Source organism: Citrobacter sp. Cy070, from assembly GCF_030332245.1.
Taxonomy (GTDB): Bacteria; Pseudomonadota; Gammaproteobacteria; order Enterobacterales; family Enterobacteriaceae; genus Citrobacter; species Citrobacter youngae.
The window spans coordinates 35,775-52,349 of record NZ_JAOWIG010000075.1; the positions used below are offsets into that span (position 1 = coordinate 35,775).

At 50.0% G+C, this 16,575-nt stretch carries 17 protein-coding genes and 1 pseudogene; 15 read left to right on the forward strand and 3 right to left on the reverse strand.

What is annotated here, in order from left to right:
• Positions 1-11: 11 nt before the first annotated feature.
• Together OGY19_RS15270 and rpmE are read right to left on the reverse strand one after the other, a co-directional pair.
• Complete coding sequence (locus OGY19_RS15270) at positions 12-692, reverse strand: oligogalacturonate-specific porin KdgM family protein (protein WP_115601193.1); 681 nt, start codon at positions 690-692, stop codon at positions 12-14.
• A gap of 340 nt (positions 693-1,032) precedes the next feature.
• Positions 1,033-1,245, reverse strand: coding sequence for a 50S ribosomal protein L31 (gene rpmE, locus OGY19_RS15275; protein WP_003028810.1), 213 nt, complete (start codon positions 1,243-1,245; stop codon positions 1,033-1,035).
• 204 nt (positions 1,246-1,449) lie between these two features.
• Here rpmE and priA point away from each other — a divergent pair, with 204 nt between their 5' ends.
• The 6 genes from priA (at position 1,450) to menA (ending at position 8,859) form a co-directional block, all read left to right on the forward strand.
• Positions 1,450-3,648: a primosomal protein N' gene (priA, locus tag OGY19_RS15280; protein WP_115601194.1), complete on the forward strand. Its 2,199-nt coding sequence runs from the start codon at positions 1,450-1,452 to the stop codon at positions 3,646-3,648.
• 156 nt (positions 3,649-3,804) lie between these two features.
• The gene (gene cytR / locus OGY19_RS15285; protein ID WP_003825179.1) at positions 3,805-4,830 is read left to right on the forward strand and encodes a DNA-binding transcriptional regulator CytR; all 1,026 of its coding nucleotides are present in this window, start codon (positions 3,805-3,807) and stop codon (positions 4,828-4,830) included.
• A gap of 93 nt (positions 4,831-4,923) precedes the next feature.
• The gene (gene ftsN / locus OGY19_RS15290) at positions 4,924-5,898 is read left to right on the forward strand and encodes a cell division protein FtsN (RefSeq protein ID WP_075551463.1); all 975 of its coding nucleotides are present in this window, start codon (positions 4,924-4,926) and stop codon (positions 5,896-5,898) included.
• A 92-nt stretch (positions 5,899-5,990) separates the two neighbouring features.
• Positions 5,991-6,521 (forward strand): ATP-dependent protease subunit HslV, encoded by a 531-nt coding sequence (gene hslV / locus OGY19_RS15295; RefSeq protein WP_003028805.1) that lies wholly within the window; start codon positions 5,991-5,993, stop codon positions 6,519-6,521.
• A gap of 9 nt (positions 6,522-6,530) precedes the next feature.
• The gene (gene hslU, locus OGY19_RS15300; protein ID WP_003028803.1) at positions 6,531-7,862 is read left to right on the forward strand and encodes an ATP-dependent protease ATPase subunit HslU; all 1,332 of its coding nucleotides are present in this window, start codon (positions 6,531-6,533) and stop codon (positions 7,860-7,862) included.
• Between the two features lie 67 nt (positions 7,863-7,929).
• Positions 7,930-8,859, forward strand: coding sequence for a 1,4-dihydroxy-2-naphthoate polyprenyltransferase (menA, locus tag OGY19_RS15305; RefSeq protein WP_115601195.1), 930 nt, complete (start codon positions 7,930-7,932; stop codon positions 8,857-8,859).
• Between the two features lie 272 nt (positions 8,860-9,131).
• Here menA and OGY19_RS15310 read toward each other — a convergent pair whose 3' ends face one another.
• Positions 9,132-9,257 carry a hypothetical protein gene (locus tag OGY19_RS15310; protein WP_255562811.1) on the reverse strand — a complete coding sequence of 42 codons (126 nt, stop codon included), beginning with the start codon at positions 9,255-9,257 and terminating at the stop codon, positions 9,132-9,134.
• Positions 9,258-9,432: 175 nt separating this feature from the next.
• On the opposite strand from OGY19_RS15310, the gene OGY19_RS15315 reads away from it, so the two are divergent.
• The 9 genes and pseudogenes from OGY19_RS15315 to OGY19_RS24610 all read left to right on the forward strand — a co-directional run.
• Entirely contained in the window at positions 9,433-9,984 is a 552-nt protein-coding gene (locus OGY19_RS15315; protein WP_115601196.1) for an eCIS core domain-containing protein, read from the forward strand.
• Positions 9,981-10,322: a putative T6SS immunity periplasmic lipoprotein gene (locus OGY19_RS24470; RefSeq protein WP_338121842.1), complete on the forward strand. Its 342-nt coding sequence runs from the start codon at positions 9,981-9,983 to the stop codon at positions 10,320-10,322. Before OGY19_RS15315 ends, OGY19_RS24470 begins: the two co-directional genes overlap by 4 nt.
• Positions 10,323-10,334: 12 nt before the next feature.
• Positions 10,335-10,835, forward strand: coding sequence for an Hcp family type VI secretion system effector (locus OGY19_RS15320; RefSeq protein WP_115601197.1), 501 nt, complete (start codon positions 10,335-10,337; stop codon positions 10,833-10,835).
• Positions 10,836-11,496: 661 nt separating this feature from the next.
• Positions 11,497-11,982: a ribonuclease E activity regulator RraA gene (gene rraA, locus OGY19_RS15325; RefSeq protein WP_003028798.1), complete on the forward strand. Its 486-nt coding sequence runs from the start codon at positions 11,497-11,499 to the stop codon at positions 11,980-11,982.
• Between the two features lie 231 nt (positions 11,983-12,213).
• Positions 12,214-12,504: a UxaA family hydrolase gene (locus tag OGY19_RS15330; RefSeq protein ID WP_115601198.1), complete on the forward strand. Its 291-nt coding sequence runs from the start codon at positions 12,214-12,216 to the stop codon at positions 12,502-12,504.
• Between the two features lie 21 nt (positions 12,505-12,525).
• Positions 12,526-13,689 carry a UxaA family hydrolase gene (locus OGY19_RS15335; protein ID WP_115601199.1) on the forward strand — a complete coding sequence of 388 codons (1,164 nt, stop codon included), beginning with the start codon at positions 12,526-12,528 and terminating at the stop codon, positions 13,687-13,689.
• A gap of 86 nt (positions 13,690-13,775) precedes the next feature.
• Positions 13,776-14,735: a 2-keto-3-deoxygluconate permease gene (locus OGY19_RS15340; RefSeq protein ID WP_115601200.1), complete on the forward strand. Its 960-nt coding sequence runs from the start codon at positions 13,776-13,778 to the stop codon at positions 14,733-14,735.
• A gap of 159 nt (positions 14,736-14,894) precedes the next feature.
• Entirely contained in the window at positions 14,895-16,487 is a 1,593-nt protein-coding gene (locus OGY19_RS15345; protein WP_286596755.1) for a sigma 54-interacting transcriptional regulator, read from the forward strand.
• Positions 16,484-16,546 (forward strand): annotated as a pseudogene (locus OGY19_RS24610) (hypothetical protein); the annotation flags it as partial. The gene OGY19_RS15345 and the pseudogene OGY19_RS24610, both read left to right, overlap by 4 nt.
• Positions 16,547-16,575 lie beyond the last annotated feature (29 nt).

Genomic DNA, 16,575 nt, shown 5'->3' on the forward strand with positions numbered 1-16,575 from the left:
AGTATTAACAATCAGAAGTTATAACCGAGGCCGACACGATAGCGGGTCTGGCGATCGTCAGTCGTGGTGGTGTCATAACCCGAAGAAACATTACCAATTTCAATAAATGGAACCCAGGAATCTATTTTATAAGCGACACGGAAGTTATATTCATAATCATCTTTCCGGTTGTTATATAAATCTTCGCTATCGGCAATTTTATAAATGCCGTTTAGCTCAAACATCCAGTTATTGACGTTATAACCAAGCCAGGCTTCCGGACGATAGACCATGCGGTCATCTTTGCCGTCAGTGTTTCTGCGCATGTACTCCTGACGATAGCGGAACGCGGTCCACCAGCTGTCGTTGATGTTGTACTGCACGCGGATATAAGGTTTATAAATCGTGATGTTATCGCCCGTTTCGATCGCAATACCTGGCTGCCAGATGAGATCCCGCCAGGTAAACTGGTAACTTGCCGTATACTCGTTACCGTTACTTTCCATATTATTCCACGCATCGTTCGATTGCGTATCTTCAGAACGTGAAATGGCCTCTACCGCTACACCAAAACCTGTAGAAAAACGATGAGACATATAAACACGATCGTAATTTCGCCCGTCATCATAATATTCATGGCGGTAATCAACATAACCCGCCTGCGCGGCCGCAGATAATAATGGAATAAGTAACAAGGTAGATTTAAATTTCATGACAATCCCTTTTCACACTAAATAAAGAAAATTCACCATCACATTCCGGGCTATAAACAGGAAAGCAATAGAGTCGTAAGAATAATTTTATATTTCCGCGAAAGTGTATTTTAGAAAGAGGGGATAAACCTTTGAGATTTTGCCAGGAATTGGCATGAGTGGCAAAGAACAGAAGATAAAAATGACGAAGATCACTAGTGCGAATATTTTATCTTAAAAAATAAAAACACTGTTTCATTTATTAAAAGTGAAACATCATTCAATACATCAATGTAAGTTTTATTATCAAGTACAGATACAAAAAAAGCGCCATAAGGCGCTTTTTTCTGACAGCAGGAACTTATTTGCTGCCCGGGATGCTGAAACGCTTGTTGAAGCGATCAACACGGCCACCGGTAGCAACATCACGCTGCTTGCCAGTATAGAACGGGTGGCACTTGCTGCACACGTCGAGGTTCAGATCGTGACCGACAGTAGAGCGGATTTTAATGACGTTACCGCAAGAGCAGTTTGCAGTAATTTCTTCGTATTTCGGGTGAATATCTTTTTTCATGGGAAAACCTCGGTTTAAGGCCGCGTCGCTCTTCCAGCCCTAACGCCAGACACCACGCGATGTTAATAGTATAGGTCAGTGATACAAATTTGTATCAAAGGCGGCGAATCATACAGAAATTAACCTGCTCATGCAAACTGATCCGCATTCTACCCTCCACTAATGTGTATACTAACCCGCCAGATTTCAAGTCAGGATGATTCAATGCCCGTTGCGCACGTTGCCTTACCCGTTCCGCTACCTCGTACTTTTGACTACCTCCTGCCGGAAGGCATGAGCGCCAAAGCCGGGTGTCGTGTACGCGTGCCTTTTGGCAAGCAGCAAGAGCGCGTGGGTATCGTCCTTTCCGTCAGCGAGCACAGTGAACTACCGCGGAGCGAATTGAAAGCCGTTCTCGAAGTGCTGGACAGCGAACCGGTCTACTCGACCTCTGTCTGGCGTCTGCTGTTGTGGGCGGCGGATTATTATCATCATCCTATCGGTGACGTACTGTTTCACGCTCTGCCAATTTTACTGCGCCAGGGACGTCCGGCGACTAACGCGCCCATGTGGTACTGGTTTGCCACTGAAGAAGGCCAGGTTATTGATCTGAACAGCCTGAAGCGTTCTCCCAAGCAGCAGCAGGCGCTGGCTGCGCTACGCCAGGGAAAAATATGGCGCGACCAGGTCGCTGAACTGGAATTTAATGACGCCGCATTACAGGCGTTGCGGAAAAAAGGGCTGTGCTCCCTGGCGAGCGAAACGCCAGGCTTTAGCGACTGGCGTACGCACTACGCCGTTTCCGGTGAGCGTCTGCGGCTGAATACCGAGCAAGCCACCGCTGTTGGCGCGATTCATAGCGCGTCGGACAGCTTTAGCGCCTGGCTATTAGCGGGCGTGACGGGGTCGGGCAAAACAGAGGTCTATCTAAGCGTACTGGAAAATGTCCTTGCCCAGGGCAAGCAGGCGTTGGTGATGGTGCCGGAGATTGGTTTGACGCCGCAAACTATTGCCCGTTTTCGCGAACGCTTCAATGCGCCGGTCGAAGTCCTGCACTCGGGTTTAAATGACAGTGAACGTCTTTCGGCATGGCTGAAGGCGAAAAATGGCGAAGCGGCGATTGTTATCGGCACGCGCTCCTCGCTGTTTACGCCGTTTAAAAATCTGGGCGTGATTGTCATCGACGAAGAGCACGACAGCTCTTATAAACAGCAGGAAGGCTGGCGCTATCATGCGCGCGACCTCGCGGTTTATCGCGCCCACAGCGAGCAGATCCCGATTATTCTCGGCTCAGCCACCCCGGCGCTGGAAACGCTGTGCAACGTGCGGCAGAAAAAATACCGCATGCTGCGCCTGACGCGCCGCGCCGGGAATGCACGCCCAGCCACTCAGCACGTGCTTGATCTGAAAGGTCAGCAGGTGCAGGCCGGACTCGCCCCTGCGCTTATCACCCGCATGCGTCAGCATCTGCAAGCAGATAACCAGGTAATTCTGTTTTTGAACCGCCGGGGTTTTGCCCCTGCGCTGCTGTGCCACGACTGCGGCTGGATTGCCGAATGCCCGCGCTGCGATCACTACTATACCCTGCATCAGGCACAGCACCATTTACGCTGCCACCACTGCGACAGCCAGCGCCCAATACCGCGTCAGTGTCCTTCCTGCGGCTCGACGCATATGGTTCCGGTTGGACTTGGCACCGAACAGCTTGAGCAGGCTCTGGCACCGTTTTTCCCCGGTGTGCCGATTTCACGCATCGATCGCGACACAACCAGCCGTAAAGGCTCGCTGGAGCAGCATCTGGCGGAAGTGCATCGCGGCGGCGCTCGCATTCTTATCGGCACACAAATGCTGGCCAAAGGCCACCACTTTCCGGATGTCACGCTGGTTGCACTGCTGGATGTTGACGGGGCGCTATTCTCTGCCGATTTCCGTTCGGCTGAACGTTTCGCCCAACTTTATACCCAGGTTTCCGGACGAGCTGGGCGCGCCGGGAAACAAGGCGAAGTAGTGCTGCAAACGCACCATCCTGAACATCCGTTGCTACAAACCTTGCTGTATAAAGGTTACGACGCGTTTGCCGAACAGGCGCTGGCCGAGCGACAAACGCTCCAGCTTCCACCGTGGACCAGCCATGTGATCGTGCGGGCAGAAGATCATAATAACCAGCATGCGCCAATGTTCTTACAGCAGTTACGAAATCTGATTCAGGCCAGTCCGCTGTCTGATGACAAGCTGTGGGTGCTCGGCCCGGTTCCCGCCCTGGCGCCCAAACGCGGCGGTCGCTATCGCTGGCAAATTTTGTTGCAGCACCCGTCGAGAATTCGCCTGCAACATATCGTCAGCGGCACGCTGGCGCTGATCAATACGTTACCCGATGCACGTAAGGTTAAATGGGTGCTGGATGTCGATCCCATCGAGGGATAATGCCTCATGATGCGAGGCGGATCGTAAAATTAAATATCCATCACACTTTTTATGAAAATTCTGTAACCGCTTCCATTAACTATCTGATAAAAATGTTTCAGATGAAGGTTACCCAGGGACGAGTCTGTGCCAGCAGCCCTCTGGCGAGGAGAAAGAGTGAAACCGAATAAGCAGGTTGCCGCCGCTACGATGAAAGATGTTGCTCTGAAGGCGAAAGTCTCAACGGCAACCGTATCCCGCGCATTAATGAACCCGGACAAAGTCTCACAGTCAACCCGTAACAAGGTTGAGCAGGCCGCGCTGGAAGTGGGATATTTACCCCAATCAATGGGACGCAATGTTAAGCGTAATGAGTCACGTACCATTCTGGTGATTGTGCCGGATATCTGCGATCCCTTTTTTAGCGAAGTGATTCGCGGCATAGAAGTGACCGCCGCAGAACAGGGATATCTGGTGCTGATCGGCGATTGCGCGCACCAGAACCAGCAGGAAAAGACCTTCCTCAATCTCATAATCACCAAGCAGATCGATGGCATGGTCCTGCTCAGCTCGCGCCTGCCGTTTGATGCCAGCGTGGAAGAGCAACGCAACTTGCCGCCGATGGTCATGTCCAACGAGTTCGCGCCAGAGCTGGAACTGCCCACCGTGCACATTGATAACCTCACTGCCGCCTTTAACGCGATGAATTATCTGCTGGAACTGGGGCATAAGCGCATTGGTTGTATTGCCGGGCCAGAGGATATGCCGCTGTGCCACTACCGCCTGCAAGGCTATGTTCAGGCACTACGCCGCAGTGGAATTACCGTCGATCCACACTTCATCGCGCGCGGTGATTTCACCTATGAAGCGGGCGCCAACGCGTTAAAACAGCTGCTTGAGCTACCGCAACCTCCGACCGCGGTCTTTTGTCACAGCGATGTGATGGCGCTTGGCGCACTCTCTTACGCCAAACGTCAGGGCTTAAAAGTACCGGATGATTTATCTATCATTGGCTTCGATAATATTTCACTGACGGAATTTTGTGATCCACCCCTGACAACCGTCGCACAACCGCGTTTCGATATCGGACGTGAAGCTATGCTGTTACTGCTCGATCAATTACAAGGGCAGAGCGTCAGCAGTGGCTCACGTTTACTGGACTGCGAGCTAATTATTCGGGGTACTACCCGGGCACTGACGTAAAGTAAAGTGCTTTCGGACTCCCCTGTCTGGTCAAAGGCCCGTCGCTTAAGTAACATGGCGGGCTGACGAACGAATAAATACAGCGAAACGATAGTGGCACAACGAGATTATGTACGTCGCGGCCAACCGGCACCTTCGCGGCGCAAAAAGAGCACATCACGGAAAAAGCAACGCAGTACGCCAGCGGTATCCCCCGCGATGGTCGCTATTGCTGCAGCCGTACTCGTGACCTTTATCGGTGGTCTGTACTTCATTACGCATCACAAGAAAGAAGAGTCCGAGACGCTGCAAAGCCAGAAAGTCACCGGTAATGGCATCCCGCCTAAACCGGAAGAACGCTGGCGCTATATCAAAGAGCTGGAAAGCCGTCAGCCTGGCGTACGTGCACCTACCGAACCCTCTGCGGGTGGCGAAGTGCTTAACGCCGATCAGTTGACCAATGAGCAGCGCCAGTTGCTGGCGCAAATGCAGGCTGATATGCGTCAACAGCCGACACAGCTCAACGAAGTACCGTGGAACGAACAAACGCCTGAACAGCGCCAGCAAACGCTGCAGCGCCAACGCCAGGTGCAGCAACAGCAATGGGCCAACACGCAGCAGCAGGCTCAGCAGCCGCGCCCACGGGCGACGGAACAGCCTTACCAGCAGCCACAAACGCGTACGGCACAAGCCGCACCGGTACAACAGCCGAAAGCGCAGCCAAAACCAGTGGCCCAGCAGCCGTATCAGGATCTGTTGCAGACGCCTGCGCACACCACCGCCGCGCAGCCGAAAACGCAGCCGGCCGCGCCAATAACGAATGAAACGCAGCCGCCAAAACAGACGGCGGAGAAAAAAGACGAACGCCGCTGGATGGTGCAGTGCGGGTCATTTAAAGGCGCAGAGCAAGCAGAAACCGTGCGGGCGCAGCTGGCTTTTGAAGGCTTCAACTCCCGCATTACCACCAACAACGGCTGGAATCGCGTGGTGATTGGCCCGGTGAAAGGCAAGGAAAATGCCGACAATACCATCAGCCGCCTGAAAGTTGCCGGCCACACAAACTGCATTCGACTCGCCACTGGGGGTTGAAACCCCCAAAATCTCCCCCATCTATACTTGCATTACGCCCCGTACAACTGTGCGGGGCCTGTATTCTGCATTTGTAACCAAGGGGTCTGCTCGTGACAACAATAGTAAGCGTACGCCGTAACGGCCATGTGGTAATCGCCGGTGATGGTCAGGCCACACTGGGTAACACCGTAATGAAAGGCAACGTGAAAAAAGTCCGCCGTCTGTACAACGACAAAGTCATTGCGGGCTTTGCGGGCGGGACTGCGGATGCATTCACGCTGTTTGAACTGTTTGAACGCAAACTGGAAATGCACCAGGGTCACCTGGTTAAGGCCGCCGTTGAGCTGGCTAAAGACTGGCGTACCGACCGTATGCTGCGCAAACTCGAAGCGTTGCTGGCCGTTGCAGATGAAACAGCATCGCTCATCATCACCGGTAACGGTGACGTCATTCAGCCAGAAAACGATCTGATTGCCATCGGCTCCGGCGGTCCCTACGCCCAGGCTGCAGCACGCGCTCTGCTGGAAAACACCGAGCTTGGCGCACGCGAAATTGCTGAGAAAGCGTTGGATATTGCAGGGGATATCTGCATTTATACCAACCACTTCCATACCATCGAAGAATTGAACTCCAAAGCGTAAGGATCCCCCATGTCTGAAATGACCCCACGCGAAATTGTCAGCGAACTGAACAAACACATCATCGGCCAGGATAACGCTAAGCGTTCCGTGGCGATTGCCCTGCGTAACCGCTGGCGCCGCATGCAGCTCAACGAAGAACTGCGCCATGAAGTCACACCGAAAAACATTCTGATGATTGGCCCGACCGGCGTCGGTAAAACCGAAATCGCCCGTCGCCTGGCAAAACTGGCCAACGCGCCGTTCATCAAAGTTGAAGCAACGAAATTCACCGAAGTCGGCTATGTAGGTAAAGAAGTTGACTCGATCATCCGCGATCTGACCGATGCCGCCATCAAAATGGTTCGCGTTCAGGCGATCGAGAAAAACCGCTTCCGCGCAGAAGAAATGGCGGAAGAGCGCATTCTCGACGTGCTGATCCCACCGGCTAAAAATAACTGGGGACAGTCAGAGCAGCCGCAGGAGCCTTCTGCAGCGCGTCAGGCGTTCCGTAAAAAACTGCGTGAAGGCCAGCTGGATGATAAAGAGATCGAAATCGATCTCGCGGCCGCACCGATGGGCGTTGAAATTATGGCGCCTCCGGGAATGGAAGAGATGACCAGCCAGCTGCAGTCCATGTTCCAGAACCTGGGCGGTCAGAAGCAAAAACCGCGTAAGCTGAAAATCAAAGACGCAATGAAGCTGCTGATTGAAGAAGAAGCGGCCAAACTGGTCAATCCGGAAGAGCTGAAACAGGAAGCTATCGACGCCGTTGAACAGCACGGGATCGTGTTTATCGACGAAATCGACAAAATCTGTAAGCGCGGCGAATCCTCCGGTCCGGATGTTTCCCGTGAAGGCGTACAGCGCGACCTGCTGCCGCTGGTTGAAGGCTGCACCGTCTCTACCAAACACGGTATGGTGAAAACCGATCACATCCTGTTTATCGCCTCTGGCGCATTCCAGGTGGCGAAACCGTCCGACCTGATCCCGGAACTGCAGGGTCGTCTGCCGATTCGTGTTGAACTTCAGGCGCTGACCACCAGCGATTTTGAGCGTATCCTTACCGAACCGAATGCCTCCATCACCGTCCAGTACAAAGCGCTGATGGCGACTGAAGGTGTGGACATCAACTTCACCGAATCGGGTATTAAACGCATTGCCGAAGCGGCCTGGCAGGTTAACGAAACCACCGAAAATATCGGTGCGCGTCGCCTGCATACCGTTCTTGAACGTCTGATGGAAGATATTTCCTATGATGCGAGCGATTTGAACGGTCAAAGCATCACAATTGATGCCGAATATGTGAGCAAACATTTGGATGCGCTGGTCGCAGATGAAGATCTGAGCCGTTTTATCCTATAATCGCGTTCAATGCATTTTCATCACTGTTGATGGGGCTGATAAAGCCCCATTTTTATTGGCGCTAAATATGACTGAACAACAACAAATTAGCCGCTCGCAAGCCTGGCTGGAAAGTTTACGACCTAAGACCTTACCGCTCGCCTTCGCGGCGATCATCGTCGGTACGGCATTAGCATGGTGGCAAGGGTTCTTTGATCCGCTGGTCGCTCTGCTGGCATTGATTACTGCAGGACTGCTGCAAATCCTGTCCAATCTCGCGAACGACTATGGCGATGCCGTCAAAGGCAGCGACAAGCCCGACCGCATCGGACCGCTGCGCGGTATGCAAAAAGGGGTCATCACCCAACAGCAGATGAAGCGGGCGCTGATCGTCACCGTGGTGCTGATCTGCCTGTCCGGTCTGGCCCTGGTTGCTGTGGCTTGCCACACGCTGGCGGATTTTGTCGGTTTCCTGGTGCTCGGCGGCCTGTCGATTATCGCCGCGATCACTTACACCGTAGGTAATCGCCCTTACGGCTACATCGGCCTCGGTGATATTTCCGTGCTGGTGTTCTTCGGCTGGCTGAGCGTGATGGGGAGCTGGTACCTGCAGGCGCATACGCTGATTCCGGCGTTAATCCTGCCGGCAACCGCCTGCGGCCTGCTGGCAACTGCCGTGCTCAACGTCAACAACCTGCGCGATATCAACAGCGACAGAGAGAACGGCAAGAATACGCTGGTGGTGCGTTTAGGCGCCGTCAATGCCCGCCGCTACCACGCCTGTCTGCTGATGGGGACGCTGGTCTGCCTGGCGCTGTTTAACCTGTTTTCACTGCAAAGCCTGTGGGGATGGCTGTTTATCCTCGCCGCTCCGCTACTGATTAAGCAGGCGCGATACGTGATGCGTGAGATGGATCCAGCGGCAATGCGCCCGATGCTGGAACGCACCGTAAAAGCGGCATTGTTAACTAACCTGCTGTTTGTTGTTGGAATTTTCTTAAGTCAGTGGTCTCTTTAACTGACAAATATCAATTAATAATTTCAATTTTTAGAATCGCATAACGCCTCGCAACCCTTACAATAGAGGGTCGCGAGGTTTTTTCATGTTTTTTATATTTTCCGGGGATACCTCGGAGATACCAACGAACGGTAAACACCGTGACCTATAAGTACTAAAACCAGCGTTTCCCAGCTTACTTAACCGATCACGGGGTCTGAAGCCCACCCGTACGAGAGCGTACTCTAAGTACATTTTTTAAGCAGATTGGGCGAGTAAAGAAAATGAGGGTTTTATTTACTTTTTCCATTAATGCCAGTATCCGTGCGGTTTCCGGCATTAATGGTATTAATAAACCCGTTAATCAAATCAACGTAAACCTGACCGACAACGCCACGACGTTGTAGATTTAAATTCATAAGGTTACGTTCTTAGCGTACGAACTCGTACGGTTGCTCCCTAAACCAGGAGCTTAACGGTATAAGCAGCGTAGCCGCAGTTTGTGACAATGTCGGATATTTCCCGCATTTTTTAACAGGAAAAAATTTACTTTAAGGCGTATTAAGGTATTTTTACCAATGGATGATGCCTCCAATGATAAGGGAAATGAACGATATAGACTGGGGCGGGTTACGGCTGTTAACGCTTGGTGAGATTAACTTGGCCCGTACCCTCTACGCTTTCACCATCCGCTATAACGAAGTCTGGATCCACCGCAGCAGCTATCTACCTTTCAACCTCCAAAAGAACAACTACGCCATGACGCCCAACGGCGAATTGTACTTTCAGGAAGGTACTTATGAGCCTGACTTTTCACAGCCGCATGTTAATAACGATCGCGTTGGTGGGCAGCATCTTTTTTTACATGAAATGATGCACGTCTGGCAGCATCAGCGCGGGATGATGGTAAGGATGCGGGGCCTGTTCTCTTGGGCAGTTGATTACTATTACACGTTGGATAAGGCCATACTCTTGGATTACGGCTTAGAGCAGCAGGCTGCAATGGTGACTGATTATTGGCTGCTTAAAACATATGGATTCGGCAACCGCTCTGATTTGTATCGCCTCAAGGATTACGATCCATCTGAACCTGTCCTTAGCCTCATATCCCGCTATGAGAAAGTGTTAGGGAGGTTCCCGCATTGAAACGCTACTTTCTCATTCCTGCCTTTTTTGCGCTGGCTGGGTGTGGCGCTGGTGATAGCGTTCCCCCATGGCGTAGTTTCCCTATTATAAATAATTCGCTTTGCTTCTCTGTTAATAAATCGGACGTTCTGAGCCGATACGGCGTTTATTCTGAGCAGGGAAATGAATACAAGACATTGGCGGAAAATTCGCATGTAGCTCTCTCCTACCCTGAAACGTGCTTAAAAATACCGATAACGCCGGGCTATATCTATGCGGCTTCATACACATTGAACGGAAGGAATTACCGTTACAACTTTTTCATCGACAGAAACGGGCAAATATTAAGCACAAAATAAGGAGATCTATAAATGTCATTACCAGCTTATATGTATATTTATGATGAAAATGGACAACTGATCAAAGGCAGTTGCATGGCGCTGGGCCGTGAGGGTGCAGTTGAAATCATGAACAGCAGTTACGGTGTGTACCAAAACACATGCCGCAACACTGGTAAGCTGATGGGGTCGCGCGAACACAACGCTTTTACCCTGCACAAAGAGATTGATAAGACCTCACCATATTTTGCGGTTGCAGTCTGCCAAAGTAAGCGACTGCAAAAGGCAGTAATCCACTATTACGACATCAACGAGGCGGGTGTCGAATACGAGATTTACCGAATTACGCTTAACAACATCGTAATCATGTCCGTCAATGCTGCTCATGCTTATATGCCGGGTTCCCACACTCCGGGCATGATGGAAAATATCGCTATCACCTACTCAGGCATTGAGTGGTTTTATATCGAAGGGAATATCAAATACGACGATGACTGGAGCCGCCCGGTTGGTTACAACCAACAGCAAAGGTAAATCGAATTGGCAGGCAGATCTGCTGAAAATAAAGACCACTTAGCAGACTGCCTGCAATACGAGCGTACTTGGTCATCAAACCAATAATGCAAAACTTTATAGACTTAAAATCATAAGGTTACGTTCTTAGCGTACATATCCGTGCGGTTGGGCTTCACCCCCCATCAACACATCAGTTTTATAGCCTGCTATAGCCCATTGTCTTACGGTATCAAGGGCCTTGAGCCAGCGACCTAAATCATTATTTCTGATTTTAGTTGTTCTCCGTGTATTTCCATTCCAAAGCATTTTTGTACTTAAAATGGTTGTGGGCGGATCCGGGACACACAAAAACTTTTGCTACCACTGGACGTAACGCGCAGCCGCAACTCATTAACGACACTATCAGCATATTCACGGCTTTGGTAAATCTGATCGTTCTCATAGGGCTTTCTTTTATGCTCCAGCAATCTTCCGGAGATACCTCGGGGATACTTTACAGAGGGAAATACGGGTAATTTTAGGTCATTATCGGCTGTTTTCAAAATCATTAACCACCTGTTTTTCAATGAAAAATACGAATAGTTATTGATCTGGACACTGATTAACAATTGATGATTTTGCCAACAGTACACATAGCGCGATATACTAAAAATTCTCGCAGCAACTGAACGTTGAGCCTATGAAATACGATACATCCGAGCTTTGTGACATCTATCAGGAAGATGTCAACGTCGTGGAACCACTGTTCTCTAACTTTGGAGGACGGTCGTCGTTTGGCGGACAAATCATCACGGTAAAATGTTTCGAGGACAACGGGTTGCTGTACGATCTGCTCGAACAAAATGGCCGTGGTCGCATTCTGTTGGTCGATGGCGGCGGTTCTGTCCGTCGTGCGCTGGTCGATGCCGAACTGGCTCGACTGGCCGTACAGAATGAATGGGAAGGTCTGGTCATCTACGGCTCAGTCCGTCAGGTAGACGATCTGGAAGAACTGGATATCGGCATACAGGCAATTGCCGCCATTCCGGTCGGTGCCGCAGGGGAAGGTATTGGGGAAAGCGATGTGCGCGTCAACTTTGGCGGCGTAACGTTCTTCTCCGGCGACCACCTGTACGCCGACAACACCGGGATAATCCTCTCCGAAGACCCGCTCGATATCGAGTAATCAAAAAGGCACCGTAAGGTGCCTTTTTTATGCGTTTCCGTCGTACTCACCGACCTTTTTCACGCCTTGCAAGCTGTAGCCATTTGCCACAACTGATGAAGCTACTTACACCAGCGCCATTTCCCCCGACTCACCTTCATTTTAATTTCCCTTAATAAACAACAAATTAAAAATATGGCACGCCTTATGCTTTATACCACTGCATCCAATCAAAGCGCATAAGGATTTTTTATGAAGAAAAATGCAGTGGTTATAAACCCGCAAGATAGCGTCGCTACTGCTATCCAGCCCCTCAAGGCCGGAGAGGTCGCCAGCATGTTTATTGGCGATGAACATCTCACCATCACCTTACGGGATGACATCCCTTACGGCCATAAATTTGCCATTAAAGCCGTCGCGCTCCATGGCGAGGTCTACAAATATGGTGAATCCATTGGTCGGGCAACGAAGTCTATCCTGTCTGGAGACTATGTTCATGTTCATAATGTTGAAAGCGAACGTGGTCGTGGGGATTGGAAATAAAGGCTTAAGGAACAAGTGAAAATGAAAAAAACAATCAAAGGTTATCGTCGTCCAGATGGCAGCGTGGGTATCCGCAACTACGTCTTAATTTTACCGACCAGCGTTTGCTCCAATAAAGTCGCTCAGGACATCTCCGCTCAGGTTCATGGCTCAACCTGGCTTAATAATGATTTTGGTTGCTGCCAGATTGCCGGTGATGCAGCGCTAACCGAAAAAACACTGATCAACGTAGCCAGGAATGGCAACGTTGGTGCAATACTCGTTGTCGGATTGGGTTGTGAAGGCGCTGAACCTACCCATATTGCGCAAGAAATCACGAAATTCGGTAAGCCGGTTTCCTGTATTACGATTCAGGATGAAGGGGGGACCTTGCAGTGCCAGGCGCGCGGAATTTCAATCGCACGTCAGTATGCGCAGGATTTGTCCCAGCAAGACTACGAAGAAATAAACGTCAGCGAACTCATCCTCGGTATGGAGTGTGGAGGTTCTGATACCACCTCTGGTCTCGCCTCTAACCCTGCCTGCGGCGTTGCATCCGATTTGTTAGTCAGCGATGGCGGTACATCAATTCTCTCAGAAACCACCGAATTCATTGGCGCAGAACACGTTGTTGCTCGTCGGGCAATTAATTCACAAGTCGCGGATGATTTAATCAAGCTGGTTGTTGGGTGTGAAGAAAGAGCGAAAGCACTGGGCGCAGATATTAGGGGCGGGCAACCAACTCCGGGTAATATCCAGGGCGGCATCACCACTATCGAGGAAAAATCACTGGGCTGTATGCACAAAGCGGGTCATTCGCCGTTGCAGGGCGTGCTGCAGTACGCCGATTTCCCTGGCGGTCGCGGGCTGTGGGTGATGGACTCTCCGGGACAAGATATTGAATCCATCTCTGGGATGGTGGCTGGCGGCGCGCAAATTATTATCTTCACCACCGGGCGCGGAACGCCAACCGGCAACCCGATTGCGCCCGTGATTAAAATCACCGCCAATGAAGAAACATTTACCAAAATGAGAGACAACATTGACATAGATGTTTCGTCAATTATGCGCGGCGAATCGTCTATTAATGAAATGGGTGAGGTGATTTATCAGGAAATCATTAAGGTTTCTAATGGTAAAACAACCAAAGCAGAAGATCTTGGGCATAAAGAATTTTCTATTTACAAGATCGCACCGACCTTTTAAGACGAAAGAAATATAACCCTATACGGTGGGAATAAATAACACATTCCCATCATTTATATCCGTTACGTAAACACGGAAGTCTCCTCATGAAAATAAAACAAACAATTGAGAAGTTCCCAGGCGGGATGATGGTGATCCCGTTATTGATCGGAGCATTATTAAAGACATTTTGTCCTGGTGCTTTAGAAATAGGGAGTTTTTCAACTGCAATAGCCCATGGCGCTCTGGCCATCCTGGGCGTATTTTTTGTCTGTATGGGTGCGGAAATTCGTCTACAGGCCGCGCCAGTCGCTCTGAAGAAAGGGTTCGCCATTATGTTATCCAAGCTGGTTGTCGGGACGGCAATTGGCTTACTGGTCGCAAAGTTTTGTGGCGCGAACGGCTTCTTTGGTTTGTCTGCGCTTGCCATTATCGCAGCTATGACCAATGCGAATATGGGGCTCTACGCTGCGCTGACCAAACAGTTTGGCAATGAAACGGATGCAGGTGCAATCGCGGTACTTTCCGTACTTGAAGGCCCCTTTCTGACAATGGTGGCGATGGGTGCCGCTGGGCTGGTGTCGATCCCGATAATGGAGCTGTTCGCCGTTGTTTTACCAATACTAATTGGCATGCTGCTCGGCAATCTGGACGAAGATATGCGCGCGTTCCTGAAAAGCGGCGGTGCGATGCTGATCCCCTTCTTCTCTTTTGGTCTGGGCACCGGGATCGATTTTAGCACTCTACTGATGGCCGGATTTGCAGGGGTTATTCTGGGCCTCATGACAGCATTCATTGGTGCGCTGATCAATGTTACTGTCTCCCGTTTTGTCGGAGGTTCAGGCATCGCCGGAGCGGCAGTCTCCACGACAGCCGGTAACGCTGTGGCAACCCCCGCAGCCATCGCCGCGGTTGACCCCAGCGTGTCAGCATTAATCGCTGTGGCAACACCGCAGATTGCCGCTTCTACCATCGTCACTTCCTTAGTCGTACCGTTTATTACCGCCTGGGTTGCTCGCCGTGAACAAAGGAGAACCGTCCAACGCCAGCAATTATCAAAAACATAAAGCCCACAGAGTTGATCGAAAGCAATTCCACTGTTCACCATTTATGTGACAAAAAGATTGAGGAAACAGTAAGTCGTAAATAGCTTACTGTTTCTGAAATAATGCCGACAACTGTATCCACCGTTATCGACCGCACATCATGATCAGGCTGGATTCAATATGTTAAAATTACCTAATATTTGTATCATCTCTCCATTACAAACGCTCTCTCTCGAAGCAGAACGTCTGTCAGGCCGATATAGTGGCATCGCAAATATAACGATATTAAATGCCACCCTCGATGATGTTGATTCTGTGATCCCGGTAGTGCAAGTGAATAACCCTGACCTTGTAATTAGTCGCGGAGGAATGGCATGGATGCTTAAGCAGAAAATACCGCAACCAGTTATTGAGATAAAAACGTCCGCCTATGATATTATCGATGCTCTCAGGCCATACCTTGGGCTTAATAAAAACATTGGTGTTATTGGCTTTCGCAGCGTTATCGATGGCTGTATGAAAATAGCCAGGATGCTCAATCTGCAACTCACTGAGTTTATCATTGACGAAATGGCTAATCCTTGCATTGAGAATGTCAGAAATGACTTCGTCAATTACACCAAAAATAACCAAATAGACCTTATTATTGGCGATGCCATTTGTCCGATTTATTTTGGCACACACAGCGTGGAACACTTCATCCCTTTCCATTCTGGTGTAGAGTCCATAGAACTGGCATTACATGAGGCAATTCAGCTGTATCAGGCGCTCGCCAATGAGCGCATTGAGCAAAACCAGCTAAACCTGTTACTTGACCACACCAATAAATTCATTCTTCTCATTGATAATACTGGCAAGGTTATTCATTGCAATCGCAAAGCCATCGAGCTTTTGCAACTCAGTAAACATGATTTAATCAATAAAAAAATACCGTCCTTAACGCTAAACTGGGAAGATCTGCAAAATAATATCCCGATAGAAAATGAGTTAATCAATACGCCCTACGGCGAATTTGTGGTTAACCAGTTCCCCATCGTCGAAAACGAAAACCTCAACCGAATAGTGATCACCCTTCAGACATCATCTAACCTACAGAATGCTGAACAAAAGATAAGAATCAAAGAAGCGAAAAAGTTAGGGTTTCACGCCAGGTATCACTTCGAAGATTTTATTACCTACAACCGTGAAATGCAGGATCGTTTAAGGTTGGCCAGAATATATGCTGAAACCGAAGCAACAATATTGCTACTCGGTGAAAATGGTACTGGCAAAGAGGTTCTGGCGCAGAGCATTCATAACGCCAGTTCACATAGCAGTGGGCCATTTGTTGCGGTCAATTGCGGTGCCATCCCCGCCTCGATTATGGAAAGCGAACTCTTCGGGTATGTTGACGGCGCATTTTCCGGCGCCTCTAAAAAAGGCCGCGCAGGGATGTTTGAACTTGCGCATAACGGTACCATCTTCCTCGATGAGATCAGTGAGCTGGATAAGTTTTTACAGGCAAAACTCTTGCGCATTCTGCAAGAACGTCAACTGATGCGGCTTGGCGCAGACCACATGATCCCTGTGAATGTGCGCGTGATTGCAGCCACCAACAAAAACCTATCCCACATGATTGCCGCCGGAGATTTTCGAGAAGATCTCTTTTATCGATTGAATGTGCTCAAAGTTACCACATTACCGTTACGCGAACGGCCAGACGATATCCAACTTATTGGACAGGCAACGTTAAATGCGCTGAGGAAGTCATATCAGTTGCCCCCATTACATTGAGCGAGGGTTTATGGGATGAACTTAAAAAGTATTTATGGCCGGGTAACGTACGTCAGTTAAATAATATTATGGAACGGCTGGCGTTATC